The sequence below is a fragment of the Streptomyces sp. Je 1-332 genome, assembly GCF_040730185.1.
Taxonomy (GTDB): Bacteria; Actinomycetota; Actinomycetes; order Streptomycetales; family Streptomycetaceae; genus Streptomyces.
This window is the reverse complement of sequence record NZ_CP160402.1, coordinates 2,890,785-2,911,143: the sequence shown is the minus strand read 5'-3', so window position 1 is coordinate 2,911,143 and position 20,359 is coordinate 2,890,785. Positions and strand designations below refer to the sequence as shown.

The 20,359-nt window shown below is 69.2% G+C and carries 18 protein-coding genes and 1 tRNA gene; 4 read left to right on the top strand and 15 right to left on the bottom strand.

Annotated features, from left to right (window positions below; all coding sequences use genetic code 11):
• Positions 1-7 precede the first annotated feature (7 nt).
• From aspT (ABXJ52_RS13325) to ABXJ52_RS13300, 6 genes are all read right to left on the bottom strand, one after another.
• Complete coding sequence (gene aspT / locus ABXJ52_RS13325) at positions 8-1,711, bottom strand: aspartate-alanine antiporter (protein ID WP_367042133.1); 1,704 nt, start codon at positions 1,709-1,711, stop codon at positions 8-10.
• Between the two features lie 3 nt (positions 1,712-1,714).
• The gene (gene aspT, locus ABXJ52_RS13320; RefSeq protein ID WP_367042131.1) at positions 1,715-3,394 is read right to left on the bottom strand and encodes an aspartate-alanine antiporter; all 1,680 of its coding nucleotides are present in this window, start codon (positions 3,392-3,394) and stop codon (positions 1,715-1,717) included.
• Positions 3,395-3,499: 105 nt separating this feature from the next.
• Positions 3,500-4,921 (bottom strand): GH1 family beta-glucosidase, encoded by a 1,422-nt coding sequence (locus ABXJ52_RS13315; RefSeq protein WP_367042130.1) that lies wholly within the window; start codon positions 4,919-4,921, stop codon positions 3,500-3,502.
• A gap of 184 nt (positions 4,922-5,105) precedes the next feature.
• Positions 5,106-5,918: a carbohydrate ABC transporter permease gene (locus tag ABXJ52_RS13310; protein ID WP_367049028.1), complete on the bottom strand. Its 813-nt coding sequence runs from the start codon at positions 5,916-5,918 to the stop codon at positions 5,106-5,108.
• Between the two features lie 131 nt (positions 5,919-6,049).
• A complete protein-coding gene (locus ABXJ52_RS13305) occupies positions 6,050-7,054 on the bottom strand; it encodes a sugar ABC transporter permease (protein ID WP_367042128.1) in 1,005 nt (334 codons plus the stop codon).
• 5 nt (positions 7,055-7,059) lie between these two features.
• Positions 7,060-8,373 carry an ABC transporter substrate-binding protein gene (locus tag ABXJ52_RS13300; protein ID WP_367042126.1) on the bottom strand — a complete coding sequence of 438 codons (1,314 nt, stop codon included), beginning with the start codon at positions 8,371-8,373 and terminating at the stop codon, positions 7,060-7,062.
• A gap of 332 nt (positions 8,374-8,705) precedes the next feature.
• Between ABXJ52_RS13300 and ABXJ52_RS13295 the strand changes: the two genes are divergently transcribed.
• Together ABXJ52_RS13295 and ABXJ52_RS13290 are read left to right on the top strand one after the other, a co-directional pair.
• The gene (locus ABXJ52_RS13295) at positions 8,706-9,761 is read left to right on the top strand and encodes a LacI family DNA-binding transcriptional regulator (RefSeq protein ID WP_367042124.1); all 1,056 of its coding nucleotides are present in this window, start codon (positions 8,706-8,708) and stop codon (positions 9,759-9,761) included.
• A 329-nt stretch (positions 9,762-10,090) separates the two neighbouring features.
• Positions 10,091-10,339 carry an SCO4226 family nickel-binding protein gene (locus ABXJ52_RS13290; RefSeq protein ID WP_367042122.1) on the top strand — a complete coding sequence of 83 codons (249 nt, stop codon included), beginning with the start codon at positions 10,091-10,093 and terminating at the stop codon, positions 10,337-10,339.
• A 116-nt stretch (positions 10,340-10,455) separates the two neighbouring features.
• Here the strand turns inward: ABXJ52_RS13290 and ABXJ52_RS13285 are convergent, their stop codons facing one another.
• The 6 genes from ABXJ52_RS13285 to ABXJ52_RS13260 all read right to left on the bottom strand — a co-directional run bounded on the left by ABXJ52_RS13285 (position 10,456) and on the right by ABXJ52_RS13260 (position 14,255).
• The gene (locus ABXJ52_RS13285) at positions 10,456-10,767 is read right to left on the bottom strand and encodes a transcriptional regulator (protein WP_367042120.1); all 312 of its coding nucleotides are present in this window, start codon (positions 10,765-10,767) and stop codon (positions 10,456-10,458) included.
• On the bottom strand, positions 10,767-11,177 hold the full coding sequence (locus ABXJ52_RS13280) for a hypothetical protein (protein WP_367042119.1): 411 nt from the start codon (positions 11,175-11,177) through the stop codon (positions 10,767-10,769). Before ABXJ52_RS13280 ends, ABXJ52_RS13285 begins: the two co-directional genes overlap by 1 nt.
• Positions 11,178-11,337: 160 nt before the next feature.
• Positions 11,338-11,410 (bottom strand) — tRNA-His (locus ABXJ52_RS13275).
• A 111-nt stretch (positions 11,411-11,521) separates the two neighbouring features.
• A complete protein-coding gene (orn, locus tag ABXJ52_RS13270) occupies positions 11,522-12,124 on the bottom strand; it encodes an oligoribonuclease (protein ID WP_367042117.1) in 603 nt (200 codons plus the stop codon).
• 10 nt (positions 12,125-12,134) lie between these two features.
• Complete coding sequence (locus ABXJ52_RS13265; protein ID WP_367042115.1) at positions 12,135-13,373, bottom strand: helix-turn-helix domain-containing protein; 1,239 nt, start codon at positions 13,371-13,373, stop codon at positions 12,135-12,137.
• 459 nt (positions 13,374-13,832) lie between these two features.
• On the bottom strand, positions 13,833-14,255 hold the full coding sequence (locus tag ABXJ52_RS13260) for a hypothetical protein (RefSeq protein ID WP_367042113.1): 423 nt from the start codon (positions 14,253-14,255) through the stop codon (positions 13,833-13,835).
• 409 nt (positions 14,256-14,664) lie between these two features.
• On the opposite strand from ABXJ52_RS13260, the gene ABXJ52_RS13255 reads away from it, so the two are divergent.
• Complete coding sequence (locus tag ABXJ52_RS13255; RefSeq protein WP_361836208.1) at positions 14,665-15,189, top strand: universal stress protein; 525 nt, start codon at positions 14,665-14,667, stop codon at positions 15,187-15,189.
• Positions 15,190-15,480: 291 nt separating this feature from the next.
• Here the strand turns inward: ABXJ52_RS13255 and glmS are convergent, their stop codons facing one another.
• From glmS to ABXJ52_RS13240, 3 genes are all read right to left on the bottom strand, one after another.
• Entirely contained in the window at positions 15,481-17,298 is a 1,818-nt protein-coding gene (gene glmS, locus ABXJ52_RS13250) for a glutamine--fructose-6-phosphate transaminase (isomerizing) (RefSeq protein WP_367042112.1), read from the bottom strand.
• Between the two features lie 10 nt (positions 17,299-17,308).
• Positions 17,309-17,566 carry a hypothetical protein gene (locus ABXJ52_RS13245; protein WP_367042111.1) on the bottom strand — a complete coding sequence of 86 codons (258 nt, stop codon included), beginning with the start codon at positions 17,564-17,566 and terminating at the stop codon, positions 17,309-17,311.
• A 130-nt stretch (positions 17,567-17,696) separates the two neighbouring features.
• Positions 17,697-18,590, bottom strand: a complete 894-nt coding sequence (locus ABXJ52_RS13240) for a DUF4429 domain-containing protein (protein WP_367042109.1) — start codon at positions 18,588-18,590, stop codon at positions 17,697-17,699.
• 129 nt (positions 18,591-18,719) lie between these two features.
• On the opposite strand from ABXJ52_RS13240, the gene ABXJ52_RS13235 reads away from it, so the two are divergent.
• Positions 18,720-20,342: a beta-N-acetylhexosaminidase gene (locus tag ABXJ52_RS13235; RefSeq protein WP_367042107.1), complete on the top strand. Its 1,623-nt coding sequence runs from the start codon at positions 18,720-18,722 to the stop codon at positions 20,340-20,342.
• Positions 20,343-20,359 lie beyond the last annotated feature (17 nt).

Below are 20,359 nucleotides of genomic sequence, written 5' to 3'. Positions count from 1 at the left end.
GCGGGGGTCAGTGGTGGAGCAGGACGATGACTGCGCCCCAGATGGTCAGGAGCACGTTGCCGACGGCGTACGGAATCGTGTAGCCGAGCGTCGGGATCTGCGACCTGGACGATTCGTTGATCGCGCCGATCGCCGCGGTGGTGGTCTGGCCGCCCGCGAGGACGCCCATCAGGATCGGGAAGCGGATCTTCTGCACGTAATGCCCGAAGAGGAAGCCGACGATCAGCGGGATCACCGTGGCGATCGCGCCGAACAGGAGAAGGCCCCAGCCCGCCGTCGAGAGCCCGGAGGTGAAGCTCGGCCCGGCGTTGATGCCGACGACCGCGACGAAGAGGCAGAGCCCGAGCGTGTCCATGAACCACTGGGCGCCGGGCGGGACGTTCCCGTACGTCGGGTACTTGCCGCGGATCCAGCCGAAGACGAGCCCCATGATCAGCGCGCCGCCGGAGGTGGAGAGCGAGATCGGCACGCCGCCCGCAGTCAGCGCCGGGATGCCGATGCAGCCGCCGAGGAAGATGCCGAGGCCGACCCAGATCATGTCGGTGGCGAAGGACGTCGGCACGGGCTTGCCGAGCTCCTTGCCCGCCGGATCGACCAGGCGCTTGGGGCCGGTGAGGATCAGGGTGTCGCCGCGCTCCAGCTTCGTGGAGAGGCGGTAGGGGAACTCGGCTCCGGAGCGGTACAGCTTGTCGACGTAGACGCCGACCATGAACGGTTCGCGGCGCAAGTCCCCGATGGTCTTGCCGAGTTGCTCCTTCTCGGAGGCCACCACGTGCAGGGACTCGGTCTGGTAGCCGAGGAGTTCCACGTCGTCGGTCTCCGAGCCGATGTGCGTACGGGGGTCGAACTCGACGAGCGAGCCGCGCAAGGCGCTCAGCGCGACGACGTCCCCCTCGCGCAGGGTGGTGTGCTGATCGTGGTCGAGGATGTTCCCTTCCCTGCGTACGCGCGTGATGTAGAGGCGGCGGCCCAGCTCGCGCTGCTGGTTCTCGAAGTCCTCGATGGTGCGGCCGGCGAGGTCCGGGCGCTGGATGGTGTAGGCGCGCAGGACGACCTCGTAGTAGCCCTCGGCCAGGTCGGGGTTGTCTCCGGGTGCGTCCAACTCCTTCGCCAGGGCGGCGGATTCGGCCGCGAGGTCCTTGCGGTAGAGCCGGGGCAGCACGTTGGCGAGCAGCATCGCGCACAGGATCGTGCCGAGGGGGTACGTGACGGCGTAGCCGATGGCGACCAGGTTCGACTCGCTCTTGGCCTGCGCGGAGCTGAGCCCCGGCAGGTTGGAGATCGCGTCGCCCGCGACACCGATGACCGCGGACTGCGTGAGCGCCCCGCCGAGCAGCCCCGCCGAGAGGCCGGGGCCGTACCCGAGCATCGCGGCGAACGCCCAGCAGACGAGGAGGCCGGTGACGCAGACGACGACCGCGTTGAGGACCTGCGGAAGGCCGTCCTTCTTCAGGCCGCGGAAGAACTGCGGGCCGACCTTGTAGCCGAGGGCGAAGAGGAACATCGTGAAGAAGAGGTTCTTCACCGTCCCGTCGATCTCGACCTTGAACTGCGCCCCGAGCAGCAGCCCCGCGATGAGGCAGCCGGTGACCGCGCCGAGCCCGATCGCCCGGTAGCGCAGCTTCCCGAAGAGGAAACCGAGCGCCACGGTGATGAAGACGAGCAGCTCGGGATGGGGCTGGAAGATGTTCCGGTTGAGGAAGTCGATCATTGTCTAAGCCCCCAGTACGCCGACGAGGATGGGCCCGGTCAGAGGCAGCAGGAAGTTCGAGAGGGCGTAGGTGATCGTGTAGCCGAGCAGCGGGACCGAGCTCTGGGCCACCTGGGTGACGGAGGTGATCGCCGGGGTCGAGCACTGCTGGCCCGCGATGGCGCCGATGAGGAGCGGTTTCTCGATCTTCAGGAGCTTGCTGCCCACGATGAGCGAGATCGTCGCGGGTACGAGGACCATCGCGATCCCGGCGAACGGCAGCAGTACGCCGTACTCCTTGAGCAGCGGCCAGGCCTGCGGCCCCGAGACGAGCCCCGTACAGGCGATGAAGATCGCCAGGCCCATGTCCTTGAGCGTGTTCGCGGCCTGCGGCGGAAACGCGCCGAAGGTCTGCTTGCGGGAGCGGAACCAGCCGAAGAGCAGCCCGGAGACCAGACAGCCGCCACCCGTGCCGAGCGACATGGGCACGTCGCCGAAGTGCACGACGACCTGGCCGAGCAGGGAACCGGCCGCGATGCCGAGACCCAGGTAGATGAAGTCGGTGGCGTCGTTCTTGACGACCGCGCCGATCCTGCCGACCACCTTGTTCAGGCCCGAGCGCGCGCCCACCAGGGTGAGCACGTCACCGCGGCGCACGGTGGTGTTGCCGGCCGCGGGCAGATGCTGATCACCGCGCAGTACGTCGGTGACGTACACGCCGTCCTTGATGAACTCGGGGTGCGCGCGCTGGAGCTCGTCCACGCTGCTGCCGTCCGACGACTTCTCGGTGACGGAGACCTGGGCCGTGGCGAGGGGGGTGTCGACGCCGGGGATGCCAGGGGTCTCGGGGCCGATGAGGTGTCCGGACTCGATGACGTTGGCGCGGCGGCCGACCACCAGGACCAGGTCGGAGAGGGTGAGCGCCAGACCGGGCGCGGGCGTGAGCTGCTTGCTGCCGCGCTTGACGGCCTCGACGGTGACCCGTCCTTCGAGCTCGGACTCCAGGTCGCCGACGGTCCTGCCGTCGCCCGTGGTCACCAGGTAGGTGCGGCCGACCATGCCGGGCAGTGCCTGCCGCTCGTCGGACTCCAGGCCGCCGCCCGAGCCGCGCATCTTCTCCCACAGTTCGCGCGAGGCGTCCCGCAGGTTGATGCGCAGCATCATCGGCATGATCTGGCTGGTGTAGAGCACGATGGTGATCAGGCCGAAGAGGTAGCAGACCGTGTACGCGGTGGCGACGTGCCCCTGGTACTGGGTGATCTGGTCCGGGGTGAGGCCGTCGAGCTTGCCGATGGCCTCGGTCGCCGTACCGACGACGGCCGACTCGGTGGCCGCGCCCGCCAGGATGCCCGAGGCGGTGCCGACGTCCAGGTCGAAGGCCTTGGCGAGGCCGAGCGCGATGCCGAGGACGCAGACGAGCTCGATGCCGCAGAGCACGAAGAAGCGCAGGCTCTCGCGGTTGAGGTTGGAGAAGAACTGCGGGCCCGCGAGATAGCCGAGGGCGAAGATGAACAGTGCAAAGAAGATCGTCTTGACGTCGTCGGAGACGACGACCTTGGCCCACGCGCCGAGAAGCAGCGAGACGATCAAGGTGCCGCAGATGCCGCCGAGCGTGATGGGGCCGACGCGCACCTTGCCCACGAGATAGCCCAGGGCGAGGCAGATGAACAGTGCGAACTCGGGGTGATCACGGAGTACGCCCACCGGCGCTCACCGTGCCCGCTCTATTGCTGTATGTGCCATATGGGCAACCTAAGGAGCCGCGTGGCGCGGTGCCACTCGGCCCCTCGGGGCTGCCGGACCCGCGGGTCAGTCCGCGGCGTACTCGCGTGGCAGCTCACCGCCGGCCGCGACGCCCGCGTACCAGTGCGCGCTGGACTTGGGGGTGCGGGCCTGCGTGTCGTAGTCGACGTACACCGCGCCGAAGCGCTTGCTGTAGCCGTATGACCATTCGAAGTTGTCGAGCAGGGACCAGAGGTAGTAGCCGCGGACGTCGGCGCCGTCCGTGATGGCCCGGCGGACGGCCGCCAAGTGGCCGTGCAGGTAGGCGATGCGCTCCGGGTCGTGGACGCGGCCCTCCGGGTCGGGCTTGTCGTCGTAGGCCGCGCCGTTCTCGGTGACGTACAGCGGCAGGCCCGGCGCCTCACGGGTGTAGCGCATGATCAGCTCGTGCAGGCCCGTCGGGTCGATGGTCCAGCCCATCTCGGTGCGGTCGCCCGGCGTCTGGTGGAAGGCCACGTCATCGGAGCCCGGCCACGGGGAGTGCTCGCTGGCGCCGTGCCCGTCGTTGCGTGCGTTCGCGGGGTCGTGCTGCGCGGCCGAGACCAGCGCGGGCGTGTAGTAGTTCAGGCCGAGGGCATCCAGCGGCTGATGGGCGGCGGCCAGGTCGCCGTCGCGCACGAAGGACCAGTCGGTGATCCGGGCCGTGTCGGTGAACAGGTTCGCGGGGTAGGCGCCGTGCAGCATCGGGCCGTGGAAAACGCCGTTGGCGAGGTTGTCGATGCGGCGGCGGGCTCCCTGGTCCTCAGGGCCGTCCGAAACCGCCCTGACCACCGCGGAGTTGAGGCTCACCGCGACTTGGGCACGGGCCGGCAGGGCGGCGCGCAGCGCCTGGGTGCCGAGGCCGTGCGCGAGGTTGAGGTGGTGCGCGGCCTGCAGGGCGGCCGCCGGGTCGGTGCGGCCAGGGGCGTGCACGCCCGAGCCGTAGCCGAGGAAGGCGCTGCACCACGGCTCGTTGAGCGTGATCCAGGACTCCACGCGGTCACCGAGGGCCTCGGCGACGAAGCCCGCGTACTCGGCGAAGCGGTAGGCGGTCTCCCGCGCGGGCCAGCCGCCCGCGTCCTCCAACTCCTGCGGCAGGTCCCAGTGGTAGAGGGTCAGGGCGGGCTTGATGCCCTTGGCCAGCAGCTCGTCCACGAGCCGCCGGTAGAAGTCGAGCCCGCGCTGGACGGCAGGCCCGCGTCCGGTGGGCTGCACCCGCGACCAGGAGACGGAGAACCGGTAGGCGTTCAGGCCGAGGTCCGCCATGAGTGCCACGTCGTCGCGGTAGCGGTGGTAGTGCTCGACGGCCACGTCCCCCGTGTCACCGCCGGCCGTCCGGCCCGGTGTGTGGCTGAAGGTGTCCCAGATGGAGGGGGTGCGGCCGTCTTCACGTACGGCGCCCTCGATCTGGTACGCGGACGTGGCGGCGCCCCAGAGGAAATCGGCCGGAAAGGCGAGGGATTCAGGCATGGAAGCGCTCCCATGGGTGGGGTGGGCGGACAGGGGAAGAGAGAGGCGGGGTGCCGGGGCCGAGGTGGCGGCCCGGCCCTGGCACCCGGCAGTGAGGCGGGCGGGGGCCCCGGCCCTTGACGGGCGACGTACGCCCCGGCTGACGGGCGGCGGAGGCCCCGGCCCGTGACGGGCGGCGGGGGCCTCAGCCCTTGACGGCGCCCTGCATGATGCCGCTCACGATCTGCTTGCCGAAGAGGACGAACGCCAGGAGCAGCGGCAGTGTGCCGAGCAGCGCGCCCGCCATGATCACCGCCCGGTCCGGGATGTAGCCCGTACCGAGGGAGTTGAGCGCCACCTGCACGGTGGGGTTGGACTGGTTCAGCGCGATGATCGGCCACAGGAAGTCGTTCCAGGCCATCACGAACGTCAGCAGGCCGAGCACCGCCATCGCGGGCCGCGCGGCGGGGAACACCACGTGCCAGATGATGCGCAGACTGCTCGCCCCGTCCATCCGCGCCGCCTCGATGAGTTCGCTCGGCAGCGCCTGCACCAGGTACTGCCGCATGAAGAACACCCCGAAGGCGCTCACGAACGTCGGCAGGATCACCGCCTGGAGCTGATTGGTCCACTGCAGGTCGGCGACCCACAGATAGAGCGGTACGACACTCAGCTGCGGCGGCACCATCATCGTGCCGATCGTCAGCAGGAGCAGCACACCGCTGAACCTGAACTTCAGCTTGGCGAAGGCGAATCCGGCGATCGTGGAGAACAGGACGGTGCCGATGGTGATGGTGCCCGCCACGATCGTGGTGTTGAGCATCGCGTCCCCGAGGCTCGCCTCGGTCCAGGCACGCTCCAGGTTCTTGAAGAGGTTCCCGCCGAACCACAGGGGCGGCGGGGTCTGGGCGAGCCGCCCGCTCGTACGGGACGCGGCGATCGCCGTCCAGATCAGCGGGGCCAGCGATACGGCCGTGAACAGCGCGAGGACGACGTAGGTCACGGGCCCGGCGTGCATCGTGCGGCCGGCCTTGAGCCCCAGCGGGCGGGCCGGCTTCGGGCCCGGGGCGGGGCTCTTCCGTGGGCTCGTGATCACATCGCCCGGCGGATCGGGGGCGAGGTCCGTCGTGGGGCCCGATGTGCGGGACTTCATCGGTCCTTCCTCAGACGTCGGGCGATCAGCAGATTGACCGCGGCGATGAGCAGCAGGATCGCGAGCATCAGCCAGGCGACGGCCGATGCCCGGCCCAGATGGCCGTTGATCCAGCCCTGGTCGTACAGATAGAGACCGAGCGTCTGGAACTGGTGGTCGGCGCCGCCCTTGGACCCGGCCGTGCCGCCGAACAGCAGCGGCTCACCGAAGAGCTGGGTCGCCCCGATGGTCGATACGACCACCGTGAACAGGATCGTCGGCCGCAGCATCGGGATGGTCACGTGCCGGAACTGCTGCCAGCGCGACGCGCCGTCCAGCGCGGCCGACTCGTACAGGTCGTGCGGCACGGCCTGCATCGCCGCCAGATAGATCAGCGCGTTGTAGCCGGTCCACCGCCAGATGACGATCGAGGACACCGCGAACTGCGAACCCCAGGACGACTCACGCCAGTTGACGGGATCGATGCCCACGGACCCGATGATCCAGTTCACCATCCCGCCGTCCCACGCGAAGAGCAGCGTGAAGACCAGCGAGGCGCTCGCCACCGACGTGGCGTACGGAGCGAGCATCGCCACCCGCCACAGAGTGGAGCCGCGCAGCTTGTAGTTGAGCAGATGCGCGATGCCGAGCGCCACGGCGAGCTGGGGGACGGTGGAGATGACGCCGATGGTGAAGGTGTTGCCGAGCGCGTTCCAGAAGTAGTCGCTCCGCAGCAGGTTGGTGTAGTTCTCCAGGCCGATCCAGGTGCTGCCGTCGAGGTTGGTCAACGACAGGCGGTGCATCGACGCCCAGCCCGTGTACAGCAGCGGGAAGAGCCCGAAGGCACCGAAGAAGAGGAAGAAGGGGGCGACGAAGACGTACGGCGACGCCTTTATGTCCCAGCGGTACAGGCGGCTGCGCCACGAGGACGTGGGAGAGGCCTTGCGCCTCCCGGACGCGGCCGGGGCCGCGTCCCCCTCACCGGGGGACGCGGTCTCGGCGTACTCAGCGGTCTCGGACATGCGCGTCACTGTCCCAGAACATCCTTGATCTCCTTCTGCGCGGCCTCCCAGCCCTGCGCCGGAGACTTGCCCTGTTGCTCCACCTGGAGCACACCGATGTCCGTGATGGACTGGCCGATCTGGGCGTCCTTCAGGCCGTAGACGGCCGAGGGGGTGTTCTTCGCGATGTCGGCGAAGATCTCCGTGATCGGCGCGTCGTTGAAGTACGCCTTGGTCGCGGGCGACGGCTTCAGCGTGTCGTACGCCGACGGGGTGGAGGGGAAGCTGGCCTGCTTGGCGAAGACCTTCGCGAGCTGCTCGGGCTGCGTCAGCCAGACGGCGAGCTCCGTCGCCTCCTTCTTGTGCTTGCCCGCGCTCGGCACGCCGAGGAACGTCCCGCCCCAGTTGCCGTCCGTGGGCGCCTTGGCCATGTCCCACTGGCCCTTGCCCTCGGGGCCGGTCTTCTCCTGGATGTACCCGGCCATCCACGCCGGGCAGGCCACGGTGGCGAACTTGGCGTTGGCGAAGCCCTGGTCCCATGTCGGGTCGAACTGCTTGAGCTTGGACGACATGTCGCCGTCCGCGACCTTCATCGCCGCGTCCCAGGCGTCCTTGCGGCCCTGGCTGTCCTCGTAGATCTCCTTGCCGCTCTTGTCGTAGTACCGCTCTTTCGCACCGGCGAAGACGGCGTTGTAGACACTGGACGCCGAGTCGACGAACTTGGTGCCGTCGGGGGCCTTGTCCATGTACTTCTCGCCGAGCGCGACGTACTTGTCCCAGTCGCCGGCCCACTCCTTGGCGAGCTCCTCGCGGTCGGTGGGCAGACCGGCCTTCTTGAAGAGGTCCTTGCGGTAACACAGCGCGGTGGGGCCGATGTCGACGCCGAGGCCGACCGTCTTGCCGTCCTCGGTCGTGGCCTGCTTCCACTTCCAGTCGAGGTAGGTGGACTTGTCCACGCCCTCGGCCTTGCCCAGGTCCTCGAACTTGGCGCCCTGGGTCTGCACGACCTCGGTGATGTTGCTGACTTCGATGGCGGCGACGTCATTGACGCCCGCGCCGGACTGGAGCTGGGTGAGGAGCTTCGGGTAGTAGGCGTCGTTCCGCTCGATGACGTTCTCTTTGATCTTGATGTTCGGGTGCGACTTCTCGTACTCGGCGTAGAGGCCGGCCTGCTTCAGGCCGAGCACACCGAACGTGCCCACATTGAGCGTGACCTTGCCGTCGCCGCCCTCGGAGCTGGTGTCGTCGTCGCTGGAACAACCGGCCAGCAGGCTGCCGGCCAGCGCGGTCACGGCCGCGATGGCCACCAGCCGACCGGGTCGGCGGGAACTCGTGTGCATGCGTCCTCCTGTTGCCTGACGTGCCGACCCCCCGGCCAACTGCACTTCTTGCCCCGTTGCTTGACTCTTCGGCTCGGGCGGGGAACGTGCGGGATGTGTACGTGTCAGGTAGTGTGGGAGCGCTCCCACACGTGATGAGTTGAAGAGTCGTGGCTGGGGGCGGGGGTGTCAAGGGACCGGACAGAGACACATGTCTTCAGTTATCGGGCTGTTACGAGGGGGCTCGCGCCGTCACGTGTGCGCTCCCGCGTTCGGCCCATCGGACCGGTGAAGATCGGGCTGTTACATTCCTCTACATTCCTCGCCCGGGGGATTGCGACGGGAGGCGGACCATGCCAGCTCACGGACCACGCGGCCGCAGCGGCGGGCGACCGACCCTGGAGGAGGTCGCCGCGCGGGCGGGGGTGGGCCGCGGGACGGTCTCCCGGGTGATCAACGGCTCACCCCGGGTGAGCCAGGCGACCCGTACGGCGGTCGAGGCGGCCGTCGCCGAACTGGGTTACGTCCCGAACACCGCGGCCCGCGCCCTGGCCGCCAACCGCACCGACGCCATCGCCCTGGTCGTGCCGGAGCCCGAGACCCGCTTCTTCGCCGAGCCGTACTTCTCCGATGTCCTGCGCGGGGTCGGGGCGGAGCTCAGCGAGACGGAGATGCAGCTCCTGCTGATCTTCGCCGGGAACGACCGCAGGCGCCAGCGCCTCGCCCAGTACCTCGCGGCCCACCGCGTCGACGGCGTCCTCCTGGTCTCGGTCCACGCGGACGACCCGTTGCCGGACCTCCTCGCCCAGCTGGAGATCCCGGCGGTGATCAGCGGCCGCCGCTCGGCCGACGAGGCGCTGCCCTCGGTCGACTCCGACAACTTCGCCGGTGCGCACTCGGCGGTGGAGCACCTCCTGCGGCGCGGCCGCACGCGCATAGCCACCATCACCGGCCGCCTGGACGTCTACGGCGCCCAGCGCCGCCTGGACGGCTACCGCTCCGCCCTGTCGGACGCGGGCCGCGAGGTGGAGGAGCGTCTTGTCGCGCCGGGTGACTTCACGGAGGAGGGCGGCCGCAGGGCGATGACCGAGCTGCTCGCGGCCTGCCCGGACCTGGACGCGGTGTTCGCGGGCTCCGACGTGATGGCGGCCGGCGCCCGCCAGGTCCTGCGCGAGGCCGGGCGCCGGATACCCGACGACGTGGCGCTCGTCGGCTTCGACGACTCGGCGATCGCCCGTCACATGGACCCGCCGCTGACCAGCGTGCGCCAGCCCATCGAGGAGATGGGCCGGGCGATGATCGACCTGCTGCTCGCCGAGATCGCGGACGACCGCCCGGCATCCGCCCGCCGCCTCGATCACCGCCAACTGGTGCTGCCGACGCAACTGGTGGAGCGCTCGTCGTCCTGAGGGACCGGCGGGAGGCGGGGTGGGGCGGGCCGCCGACGCGGGAGGCAACCGACGGCCCTTGCGCCCCGGAGCCCCGTACCGACACGGACCTCACGAAGCGCCACACGCACTCTGCACCGCCCCCGCGAGAGCGGGAAGGGTGTGCGCGACCCGCACATGAGCCCGGCTTTCACGCCCCGTGTGAGAACACACCCGCCCGGGACAAACGGCCAGCGGCCCCGACGTCGCATCCGTGCCCGTACAGGCGCACGATGGAGACAGTGGGGCCGGCGATCGGCCTTGGCGGCCCCGAATGCTCGAACGCGCATGCCGGAAGGGGGTGCGACGCCATGTCCCAGTTCATGGACGTCCACCACGGGATGAAGGACATCACGGCCGACCAGCTGATGCAGGCCCACCAGGCGGACCTCGCCATCGAGAAGGAAGAAGGGGTCCACTTCAAGAAGGCCTGGGCGGACCCGGAGTCCGGGACGGTCTACTGCCTCTCCGAAGCACCATCGGCCGACGCGGTCCAGCGCATCCACGAACGCGCCGGTCACAAGGCCGACGAGGTCCACCCTGTGCCTCTGACGGTCTGAGCCGGAGCGACAGCGCGGCGCGCCACGGCCGCGACGGGTGCAAGGCCCCGGGGGTTCCATGAACCGCCCGTGGGAGGCATCACTTTGCCCCGAATTGAACTGTTCCCTGAGGTCCGTCAGCTTTCGCCGACCAAGGCCCGCAGGTGCGCGAGGTAGTTTTCGAAGCGTGTGCGTCCGTCGTCGGACAGGCGCACGAACGTGCGCACGCGGCGTTCTCGGCCGTCGCGCAGCTTGGCCAGCTCCACCACACCCGCTTCCTCCAGGACGCGCAACTGCCGTGAGAGTTCTGGCGAATCGAGTTCGAGGGCCTCACACAGATCAGCGAACGACGCGTTGTGCACGCGCCGCAGGGTGCCGAGCACGGCCAGGCGCACCGGCGAATGCATCAGCGTGGTCAGTGCCTGCCGGTGTTCTCCCCCTTCGCTCATCAGGCCCTCCACCGCGACGTCAAGTAGCCCATCAGGGCCAGCGCGGGGGCTGCCGCCGGAACCACGATGCCGATGGTGGAGTCCGGGGTGTCCCACAGGACATTGCCCGCCGGGAGACCCAGCAGGAAGCCCGCTGCGATCCCGAGGCCACTCTCCAACGAGGTGTGGGGGCGGCGAAGGGCACGCTCGCGATGGAAGTAGTTCCAACCGACCACCACTGCCAGCCCCACCAGGCACAACGGGATGCCGAGTGCCAGCGGCACCCTCTGCTCGGCAGCCGCCCACAGAGCGCCGAACAACGCTGCCGACGACACCACGCCCGCTACGCGCTCGCCTGTCGGGGCGGGCCGGTTGAGAGTGGGTGCCCGCTCGGCGGTGGCGAGTTGGTCGGCGGCGGTCTGCGGGTCCATGTGGAAATCCCCCAAGGTCGTGCGAATCGTACACTTGCGATTTTGGCACTCACTTGGCAAACACGCAACTAAGAGGCCCGGCGCGGCGCGGGCGCGAGGGGGGAGTCCGGACATGACGAAGGCCCGGTCTGCTTTCGCAGGCCGGGCCTTGATCAATCAGGGTGAGTGACGGGACTTGAACCCGCGGCCACCTGGACCACAACCAGGTGCTCTACCAACTGAGCTACACCCACCATGTCCGGTCGTTCTGCGTTCTTCCGACCGGCCGAGAAAAAGTGTACAGGGTCCGAAGGGGTGCTCGCGCACGCCTTTTCTGGACCCCGTACACAGGGGTTCCGCGGAGGCTAATCCGCAGGCAGCACGTGCTTGGCCGCGATCGTTCTGGCCGTGTCCGAGTCCGGGCCGGGCTGCGGCACGAAGACCGCCTCGCGGTAGTAGCGCAGCTCGGCGATGGACTCGCGGATGTCCGCGAGCGCCCGGTGGTTGCCGTTCTTGTCCGGGCTGTTGAAGTAGGCCCGGGGGTACCACCGCCGGGCCAGTTCCTTGATCGAGGAGACGTCGACGATGCGGTAGTGGAGGAACTCCTCCAGCGTCCGCATGTCGCGCAGCAGGAAGCCCCGGTCGGTGCCGACCGAGTTCCCGCAGAGCGGAGCCTTGCGCGGCTCCTTGACGTGCTCACGTACGTACGCCAGGACCTGCTCCTCGGCGTCGGCCAGCGTCGTGCCCGATGCCAGCTCGTCGAGGAGCCCCGAGGTGGTGTGCATCTTGCGCACCACCTCGGGCATGGTCTCCAGCGCCGCGTCCGGCGGGCGGATCACGATGTCCACACCTTCGCCGAGCACGTTCAGTTCCGAGTCGGTGACCAGTGCGGCCACCTCGATAAGTGCGTCATCCGTCAGCGAGAGCCCGGTCATCTCGCAGTCGATCCACACCATGCGATCGTTCATGCGTCTTACCCTACGGCGCGCTCCTCTGGCCGGGCAGTGGCGGACGGCCTGGCGCGTACACATCCGAGCTCGGCTTCCCCGGATCCGCGGACAGCGAAGCCGACGGGCCGACGGCACTCGCCGCCGCCGTGCGCCGTGTCTGCGACGGGACGGGACCCGTGCTCTCCGCGTTCACCGGCGCCGTGGTGGGCATGGGCGGCGCGGATTCCAGCAGCGCCCGCTCGCCCCCCTGCGGCCTGCGGGCGCGGTAAGCGGCCCGGTAGGCGGCGGGCGACGAGCCCAGCTGGCGCCGGAAGTGGCCACGCAGGGCCACGGGCGAGCGGAAGCCGCAGCGGCCCGCGACCTCGTCGACGGAGTAGTCGGAGGTCTCGAGCAGCCGCTGTGCCTGCAGTACGCGCTGAGTGATCAGCCACTGCAGGGGAGCGCTCCCGGTGAGCGAGCGGAACCTGCGGTCGAAGGTGCGCCTGCTCATGTACGCGCGCGCGGCCAGCGTCTCCACGTCGAACTGTTCGTGTAAATGCTCCAGCGCCCAGGCGACGACCTCGGCCAGCGGATCCGCGCCGATCTCCTCGGGCAGCGACCGGTCGAGATAGCGCTCCTGACCGCCGGCCCGGCGCGGAGGCACGACAAGCCTGCGGGCGAGCGCGCCCGCCGCCTCGTTGCCGTGGTCCGTGCGCACGATGTGCAGGCACAGATCAATTCCGGCCGCGGTCCCCGCGCTGGTGAGTACATCCCCGTCGTCGACGAAGAGCTCGCGCGGATCCACATGGACGGATGGATACCGCTTGGCCAGCGTCGGTGCGTACATCCAGTGCGTGGTCGCCGGGCGGCCGTCGAGCAGACCGGCGGCGGCGAGCACGAACGCGCCGGTGCACAGGCCCACGATGCGGGCGCCCTCCTCGTGCGCGCGGCGCAGCGCGTCGAGTGCCTCCGGCGGCGGCGGCGAGGTGATCGACCGCCAGGCCGGCACCACGACGGTGCCCGCACGCCCGATGGCCTCCAGGCCATGTGGCGCGGTGAGTTCGAGCCCCCCGGTCGTCCGCAGCGGTCCCTCTTCACCGGCGCACACCAGCAGCCGGTAGCGGGGGACCCCGGCGTCCTGCCGGTCGATCCCGAACACGGAGAGCGGTATGGAACTCTCGAAGATGGGGCCACCGCTGAACAGCAGCACCGCGACAATCTCCCTGCGGCGGCGTCCGGAAAGCTTCCGCGACGCGGCTTCTTGCACGGCAGTGGAGTCGTGGCTCATGGCGCTAAGCCCCCCTCGGTCGTCGCGGCTCCCTGTTCTTGGCGTGCTCTGTTTTCTCTTTGTTTTCTGCGGTCTCTGCGGTCTCTGTGTTCCCGGCGCTCTTGGCGTTCCTGTCGGACCTGTCGCTCCTGCACGTTTCCCCTCGGTCCTCCACCAGTCCCCCGCCGTAATACAGTCATGATCGAATCTACTGCGTCCCGTGCTGCCGGGGTGACCAGTTAAGGACCCGGCACTATGTCGACATGGCAACTTGGCGTGAAGCAGTCGATCACGAAGCGTTGCACTCACGGGCGTTGCTGGGAAGTGCGCCTCGGCTCCGTGGCCGGTCCCCGTAGGGTTCAGCCGCCTTCCGCATGCCTTTCAGCCCTGGTCGGACCGGGGTTGGGCGCCCCTTCGGCCAAGGAATGCATGGCCATAGGAAGTTGGCTGAAAAGTTATGGGTGAGTGCGCGCGAATCGGTCAGTCCCCCGGCGCGGACCCACCAGCATGCCGACCGCCCCTGTGCGCCCCCGAACCCGACCGTCCGTGCCGCCCCCGGCCCTGCTCATCGACCAGCCGCGCCGCCCCGCGCTCGGACTGCCGCAGCAGCAACCGGCAGACCCCTGTCACGGCCACGAGTCCGAGGGCCGACCCGGCGGCTCCCGCCAGTGAGGTCCCGTACCAGACCAGGACGACGGGAACCAGGACGCAGCTGAATGCCGCCCAGCGGACGACATCGCTCGCGGAGTCCTGCGCGGGCGTGGGTGGCGTCCCCTCGGCGCGTGGCGAGGGGACGCCACCGCGCGGGCGCTCACGCGCCCCCTCCGGCGGGCGTCGGTGGCTCTGCGTGGCGACGTGTGAGGACGTCGTGGCTTGTGAGGACGTCGTGACTTGTGAGGACACGGACGGCGGTCCAGGCACGGCGGGCTCCCTGTGGCGGTGGCGTACCCACGTTCAACGCGTGGTCACGCGGCCGGTCACTGGCGTGAACCTTGTGGCCGAAGGCGGCCCACGCGGGTGGGTGCCCAAACCGCCTGTACGAGGCAGCAACCATTGCCATACGGGCGCCGCTCATGCATGCTCCGGTGAACGCTGTGAGGCTCCCGCAGGGCCGGAAGCAAGCTCTGGGCAGGAGAGGAGTGTCGCCGTACCCTTGGGGGTATGGGGTTGGGAAGATGATTCCCGGACACAGCTCCGGTGGTCGCCGCTCCTCCTCGTCCCTGTCCGATCCTGTCCGTATCGCCCCATAACTGCGCCGCACGACCCGAACAGAGCCGACCCTCCCACAGAGGACTCCTTCGCCGAGACACCCATGGCCGGTCACGAATTCTCCGAACCAGCGGACCGCAAGCGGCAGGTCGCCGACCCCACGGCGACCCCCCAGGCGGCGGAACAGCCACGTCATTCCTGCGATCCGGCCTTCCGGCACGGGGTCGTCGTCGGATTCGACGGCTCGACCTCCAGTGAGCGCGCTCTCTCGTACGCGATCGGGATGGCCCATCGCTCCGGATCCGGACTGATCATCGTCCATGTGGCCAACCGGCTCCCCACCACGGTGTGGGCCGGCTGCGAGCCACCTGTCTTCGTCGATGTGCCGGATCACCGCACGGAAGTGCTCGGCCTCGAACTGGCCTGTGCGGACTATCTCGCCGAAGTCCCGTGGATCCTGGTCGAGCGCGGCGGCGACATCTGCCACGAACTCGAAGAGGTCGGCCGGGAGTACTCCGCGGACGCGATCGTCGTCGGATCGACGCACGGAATCGTGGGGCGCATCTTCGGCTCGGTCGCGGGCCGGCTCGCGCGCCGCGCGCAACGCCCCGTCGTGGTCATTCCGTAACGCCCCTCATTCCGTAACGCCCCTCCGTCCCAGGTGGGGTGAGGGTGGCGAGGCGTCAACTTCCTTGCTGTGTAGATAAATCTACTCGTGCGTACAGGTGGGTTGTGCCCTTGTGAAGGGTACGTACTGGGGGCACGACCACCTGCCGACCGGGCAGTGACGGCTACCGGCCGAGGCAGGCGCGGGTCGGGGGAATGGGCGCCCCTGGCCCCTGAAGAACGACCCCTCGCACGCTTGGTGGCACGCGCGAGGGGTCGTTCATTTCCGCGGGTCGGTGCTGAGAGGCCGGGACTACTCGACCGTGACCGACTTCGCGAGGTTGCGCGGCTTGTCGATGTCCCGGCCGAGCGCCAACGCCGTGTGGTAGGCGAGGAGTTGCAGCGGGATGCCCATCAGGATCGGGTCGAGCTCGTTCTCGTTCTTCGGGACGAGGATCGTCTGGTCGGCCTTCTCCTGCTCCTGGTGCGCGACCGCGAGGATCTTGCCGCTGCGGGCCTTGATCTCCTCCAGGGCGGCGCGGTTCTTCTCCAGGAGGTCGTCGTCCGGGACGATCGCGACCGTCGGGAGCGCGGGCTCGATGAGCGCGAGCGGGCCGTGCTTGAGCTCGGAGGCGGGGTAGGCCTCGGCGTGGATGTACGAGACCTCCTTGAGCTTGAGCGAGGCCTCACGGGCGACGGGGTAGCCCCGTACGCGCCCGATGAAGAGCATCGAGCGGGCCTCCGCGTACTCCTTGGCGATCTTCTTGATCTCGTCCTCCTGCTTGAGGATCTCCGAGATCTGGCCGGGCAGCTTGCGCAGGCCCTCGATGATCCGCTTGCCGTCGGAGACCGACAGGTCGCGGATGCGGCCCAGGTGCAGGGCGAGCAGGCCGAAGGCGACCGTGGTGTTCGTGAAGCACTTGGTGGAGACGACGCAGACCTCCGGGCCCGCGTGGACGTACACGCCCGCGTCGGCCTCACGGGCGATCGCCGAGCCGACGACGTTCACGACGCCGAGGACGCGGGCGCCCTTGCGCTTCAGCTCCTGGACGGCGGCAAGGACGTCGTACGTCTCGCCGGACTGGGAGACCGCGATGTAGAGGGTGTCGGGGTCCACGACCGCGTTGCGGTAGCGGAACTCGGACGCCGGCTCCGCGTCGGCGGGGATGCGGGCCAGCTCCTCGATCATCTGGGCGCCGATCATGCCCGCGTGGTACGAGGTGCCGCAGCCGAGGATCTTGACGCGGCGCACCTTGCGGGCGTCGTGCGCGTCGAGGTTCAGGCCGCCGAGGTGCACGGTGGAGAAGCGGTCGTCGATGCGGCCGCGCAGGACGCGGTCCACGGCGTCGGGCTGCTCGAAGATCTCCTTGTGCATGTACGTGTCGTGGCCGCCCATGTCGTACGACTCGGCCTCCCACTCCACGGTGGTCGGCGAGGCGGTCGTGCGCGAGCCCTCGGTCGTGTACGTGCGGTAGTCGTCGGCCTTGATGGTGGCCATCTCGCCGTCGTCGAGGGTGACGACCTGGCGGGTGTGCGAGACGAGCGCGGCGACGTCCGAGGCGACGAACATCTCCTTCTCGCCGATGCCGAGGACCACGGGGGAGCCGTTGCGGGCGACGACGATGCGGTCGTTGAAGTCGGCGTGCAGGACGGCGATGCCGTACGTGCCCTCGACGTGGCGCAGGGCCTCGCGGACCCGGTCTTCCAGCTTGTCGGCCTGGGCGCGGGCGATGAGGTGGGTGAGGACCTCGGTGTCCGTCTCGGAGAGGAACTCGACGCCGTCGGCGGTGAGCTTGGCGCGCAGCTCGGAGGCGTTGTCGATGATGCCGTTGTGGACGACGGCGACCTTGTCGTCGCCCGACATGTGCGGGTGGGCGTTCTCGTCGGACGGGGCGCCGTGGGTGGCCCAGCGGGTGTGGGCGATGCCGGTGGTGCCCTTGAAACGGGCGGGCACCTTGGCCTCGAGGTCGCGGACGCGGCCCTTCGCCTTGACCATCTTCAGGCCGGTGGCCTTGGGGCTGGTGATGACGACGCCCGCGGAGTCGTAGCCGCGGTACTCCAGGCGCTGGAGGCCTTCGAGGAGCAGCGGGGCGACGTCACGCTTGCCGATATAACCGACGATTCCGCACATGGAGGGTGTCCTAGCCGTAGATGATGCGGCGCAGCTGCCTGAGGGTGAGCTCGGGCGGCGCGACCGCGCGGTAATGGAGATCCGCCGAGATCTGTTCGAAGATCGCCGCGTTCAGCAGGCCCTGACCCTGCAGTTCGCGGTGGCGGCGACGGACGAAATCCTCGGTCGTCTCGTCGAAGTAGGCGAGCACGTCCTGGATGACACGCAGCGCTTCGCCCCGCTGGAGCTGGGTGCTGCGGGTCAGGTGATCCACCAGGTCGTCGTGCATTCGTTGATCCTGGATGAAGAGCCCTCCGGGTGCAACAATCCTGCCCGATACCGGGCAGGATCGCGTCGAGTTTCGGCCCTGATGGGGGCGCTGCGGGGCAATCGGGTGGTGGGAGGGAAGGTCTTTTGGCTCAGAGCCGCTTCAGGACCGCTTGCTTGGCCGTGGTGAACTCCGCCTCCGTGAGCACCCCGGCCTGGTGCAGCTCCCCCAGCTCACGAAGCCGCCGCAGCAACGCGTCATGGCTGTCCTCCGCAGGGGCAGGGGCGGGCACGGCAGCCGCCGGCAGCGCGGCCGGAGCCGCCGGGGACTTCGAGACACCCGTTCCCGCCGGATGAGGCAACCGCACCTGCACAGCCGCAGCGACCAACGCCATCAGCGGATCCTTCTTGAAGCCCCACAGCTCGACCGAGTTCGGGTCGTACTTCGGCGGGGCCTTGGTCGGCGCGTGCCGGACGGCGAAGCGGAGGTAGCCGTTCTCCAGCCCCACCGCGGGCTGCCACTCCACGGCCGCGACCTCGGAGAGGGCCAGCGTGCGCGCACCGGCGGCGGACTTCGCCTCCTCCGTCTTCCAGTTCCACTCCAGGCGGATGGTCTCGCCGTCGAAGCTCGCCGTGCCGTCACCCGCCGACACCGACAGCGGCACCGAGGGGCCCGGCAGCAGATAGCTGTCGCAGGGTGCGGCGGGCACCTGCTCGATGAGCAGCGCGTTGCGGACCTCGTCGACGACGTACTCCGCGACCCCGTAGCGATCCGGCTCCACGGTGAGCTGATACGGATCCGCCGCGTCCCCGAGTCTGCCGCCGGCCGCGTGGAGCAACGGATCCGCGCCGTCCCGCAGCCGCAGTCTCAGCCGCCCCGACTTCTTGCCCTGTTCGAAGGCGATGCCCGCCAACGCGCCCACCGGCATAGCCAGTTCTCCGAGCGACTTACGCAGCAGCGACACGTTCTTGTCGCGCCCCGGCACAAGGCGCAGCGTCTCTCCGTCGAAGGTCCATGTCCCGTCGCGCTGGATGATTTCCGCCATGCGAGGATTCTTCCATCGGAGGGCGGCGGAAGTGGTCTACACCCTTGACCCGCTCCGGGGCGCAAGGTACCCATGGTGACCGTTCGATTGCGATGCACCACAGTGATGGCCCGTCGAAGGGACCCGCTCGTGAGACAGCACCACAGATCGACCCGCCTGTTCGGCTCGTTGCTGCTCGTCGCCGCGGCCGGATTCTCCTCCGTGGCCGCCGCGCCCGGTGGTGGCAGCGGTGCGAAGGAGGCAGCCACGGCCACCACACCGACCCCGCTCGGCCAGGTCATCCCGGCTCCCGCGTCCACGGACCCGGGCGGCTCCCCGTACGAGATCAACTCCAAGACACGCATCCGGGTCGACGACTCGCGTGACGCGAAGCGGATCGGCGGCTATCTGGCGGGCGTCCTGCGCCCCTCCACCGGCTACCCCCTGAAGGTCACCGACGACGAGGGCCGCGACGGCATCCGGCTGCGGCTGAACTCCAAGGACAAGTCCCTCGGCGCCGAGGGCTACCGCCTGGAGTCGAAGCGCGGTTCGCTCACCATCACGGCCCGCAAGCCCGCGGGCCTCTTCTTCGGCGTGCAGACGCTACGGCAGCAGCTGCCCGCGGCCGCCGAGAAGACGACCAAGCAGAAGGGCCCCTGGCTGGTCGCGGGCGGCACCATCAAGGACTCGCCCCGCTACGAGCACCGCGGCGCGATGCTCGACGTGTCGCGGCACTTCTTCTCGGTCGACAAGGTCAAGCGCTACATCGACCAGATGTCGCTCTACAAGGTCAACAAGCTGCACCTGCACCTCAGCGACGACCAGGGCTGGCGCATCGCCATCGACTCCTGGCCCAGGCTCGCCACGTACGGCGGCTCCACGCAGGTCGGCGGCGGCAAGGGCGGCTACTACACGAAGGCCCAGTACAAGGACATCGTCCAGTACGCGGCATCGCGGCAGCTCGAAGTGATCCCCGAGATCGACATGCCGGGCCACACGAACGCCGCGCTCGCCTCGTACGCCGAGCTGAACTGCGACGGCGTCGCGCCCCCGCTCTACACCGGCACCGAGGTCGGCTTCAGCTCGCTGTGCGTCAAGAAGGACGTGACGTACGACTTCGTGGACGACGTCATCCGCGAGATCGCCGCCCTGACGCCCGGCAAGTACATCCACATCGGCGGCGACGAGGCGCACTCCACCAGTCACGAGGACTACGTGGAGTTCATGAACAGGGTCCAGCCGGTCGTCGCCAAGTACGGCAAGACCGTGGTCGGCTGGCACCAGCTCACCGGCGCCACGCCCGCCAAGGGCGCCCTAGCGCAGTACTGGGGCTACGACGCCACCGGCGCCGCCGAGCGTGAGCAGGTCGTGAACGCGGCGAAGAAGGGCACGCAGCTGGTCCTCTCGCCCGCCGACCGTTCGTACCTCGACATGAAGTACGACAAGGACACCCCGCTCGGCCTGTCCTGGGCGGGTTACGTCTCGGTGCAGCGCAGCTACGACTGGAACCCGGAGACGTATCTGACGGGCGCGCCCGCGGACTCGATCCAGGGTGTCGAGGCGGAGCTGTGGTCGGAGACGCTCTCGACCTCCGCGCACATCGAGTACATGGCGTTCCCGCGGCTGCCCGGCATCGCCGAGCTCGGCTGGTCGCCGGCGTCGACGCACGACTGGGACGCGTACAAGGAGCGGCTCGCCCAGCAGGGGCCGCGCTGGGACGCGCTCGGCATCGGCTACTTCAAGTCGCCGGAGGTGCCCTGGCCGTCGAAGTGACACCCGCCTGAGCATGA

Bases quoted from the DNA above. Each gene is read 5' to 3' on its own strand.
- ABXJ52_RS13315 (WP_367042130.1), bottom strand. From the start codon at position 4,921: ATGCCTGAATCCCTCGCCTTTCCGGCCGATTTCCTCTGGGGCGCCGCC.
- ABXJ52_RS13305 (WP_367042128.1), bottom strand. From the start codon at position 7,054: ATGTCCGAGACCGCTGAGTACGCCGAGACCGCGTCCCCCGGTGAGGGG.
- ABXJ52_RS13285 (WP_367042120.1), bottom strand. From the start codon at position 10,767: ATGAGCGAAGGGGGAGAACACCGGCAGGCACTGACCACGCTGATGCAT.
- ABXJ52_RS13265 (WP_367042115.1), bottom strand. From the start codon at position 13,373: ATGAGCCACGACTCCACTGCCGTGCAAGAAGCCGCGTCGCGGAAGCTT.
- orn (WP_367042117.1), bottom strand. From the start codon at position 12,124: ATGAACGATCGCATGGTGTGGATCGACTGCGAGATGACCGGGCTCTCG.
- glmS (WP_367042112.1), bottom strand. From the start codon at position 17,298: ATGTGCGGAATCGTCGGTTATATCGGCAAGCGTGACGTCGCCCCGCTG.
- ABXJ52_RS13240 (WP_367042109.1), bottom strand. From the start codon at position 18,590: ATGGCGGAAATCATCCAGCGCGACGGGACATGGACCTTCGACGGAGAG.
- ABXJ52_RS13290 (WP_367042122.1), top strand. From the start codon at position 10,091: ATGTCCCAGTTCATGGACGTCCACCACGGGATGAAGGACATCACGGCC.
- ABXJ52_RS13255 (WP_361836208.1), top strand. From the start codon at position 14,665: ATGGCCGGTCACGAATTCTCCGAACCAGCGGACCGCAAGCGGCAGGTC.
- ABXJ52_RS13280 (WP_367042119.1), bottom strand. From the start codon at position 11,177: ATGGACCCGCAGACCGCCGCCGACCAACTCGCCACCGCCGAGCGGGCA.
- ABXJ52_RS13310 (WP_367049028.1), bottom strand. From the start codon at position 5,918: ATGCACGCCGGGCCCGTGACCTACGTCGTCCTCGCGCTGTTCACGGCC.
- ABXJ52_RS13295 (WP_367042124.1), top strand. From the start codon at position 8,706: ATGCCAGCTCACGGACCACGCGGCCGCAGCGGCGGGCGACCGACCCTG.
- aspT (WP_367042133.1), bottom strand. From the start codon at position 1,711: ATGATCGACTTCCTCAACCGGAACATCTTCCAGCCCCATCCCGAGCTG.
- ABXJ52_RS13245 (WP_367042111.1), bottom strand. From the start codon at position 17,566: ATGCACGACGACCTGGTGGATCACCTGACCCGCAGCACCCAGCTCCAG.
- ABXJ52_RS13300 (WP_367042126.1), bottom strand. From the start codon at position 8,373: ATGCACACGAGTTCCCGCCGACCCGGTCGGCTGGTGGCCATCGCGGCC.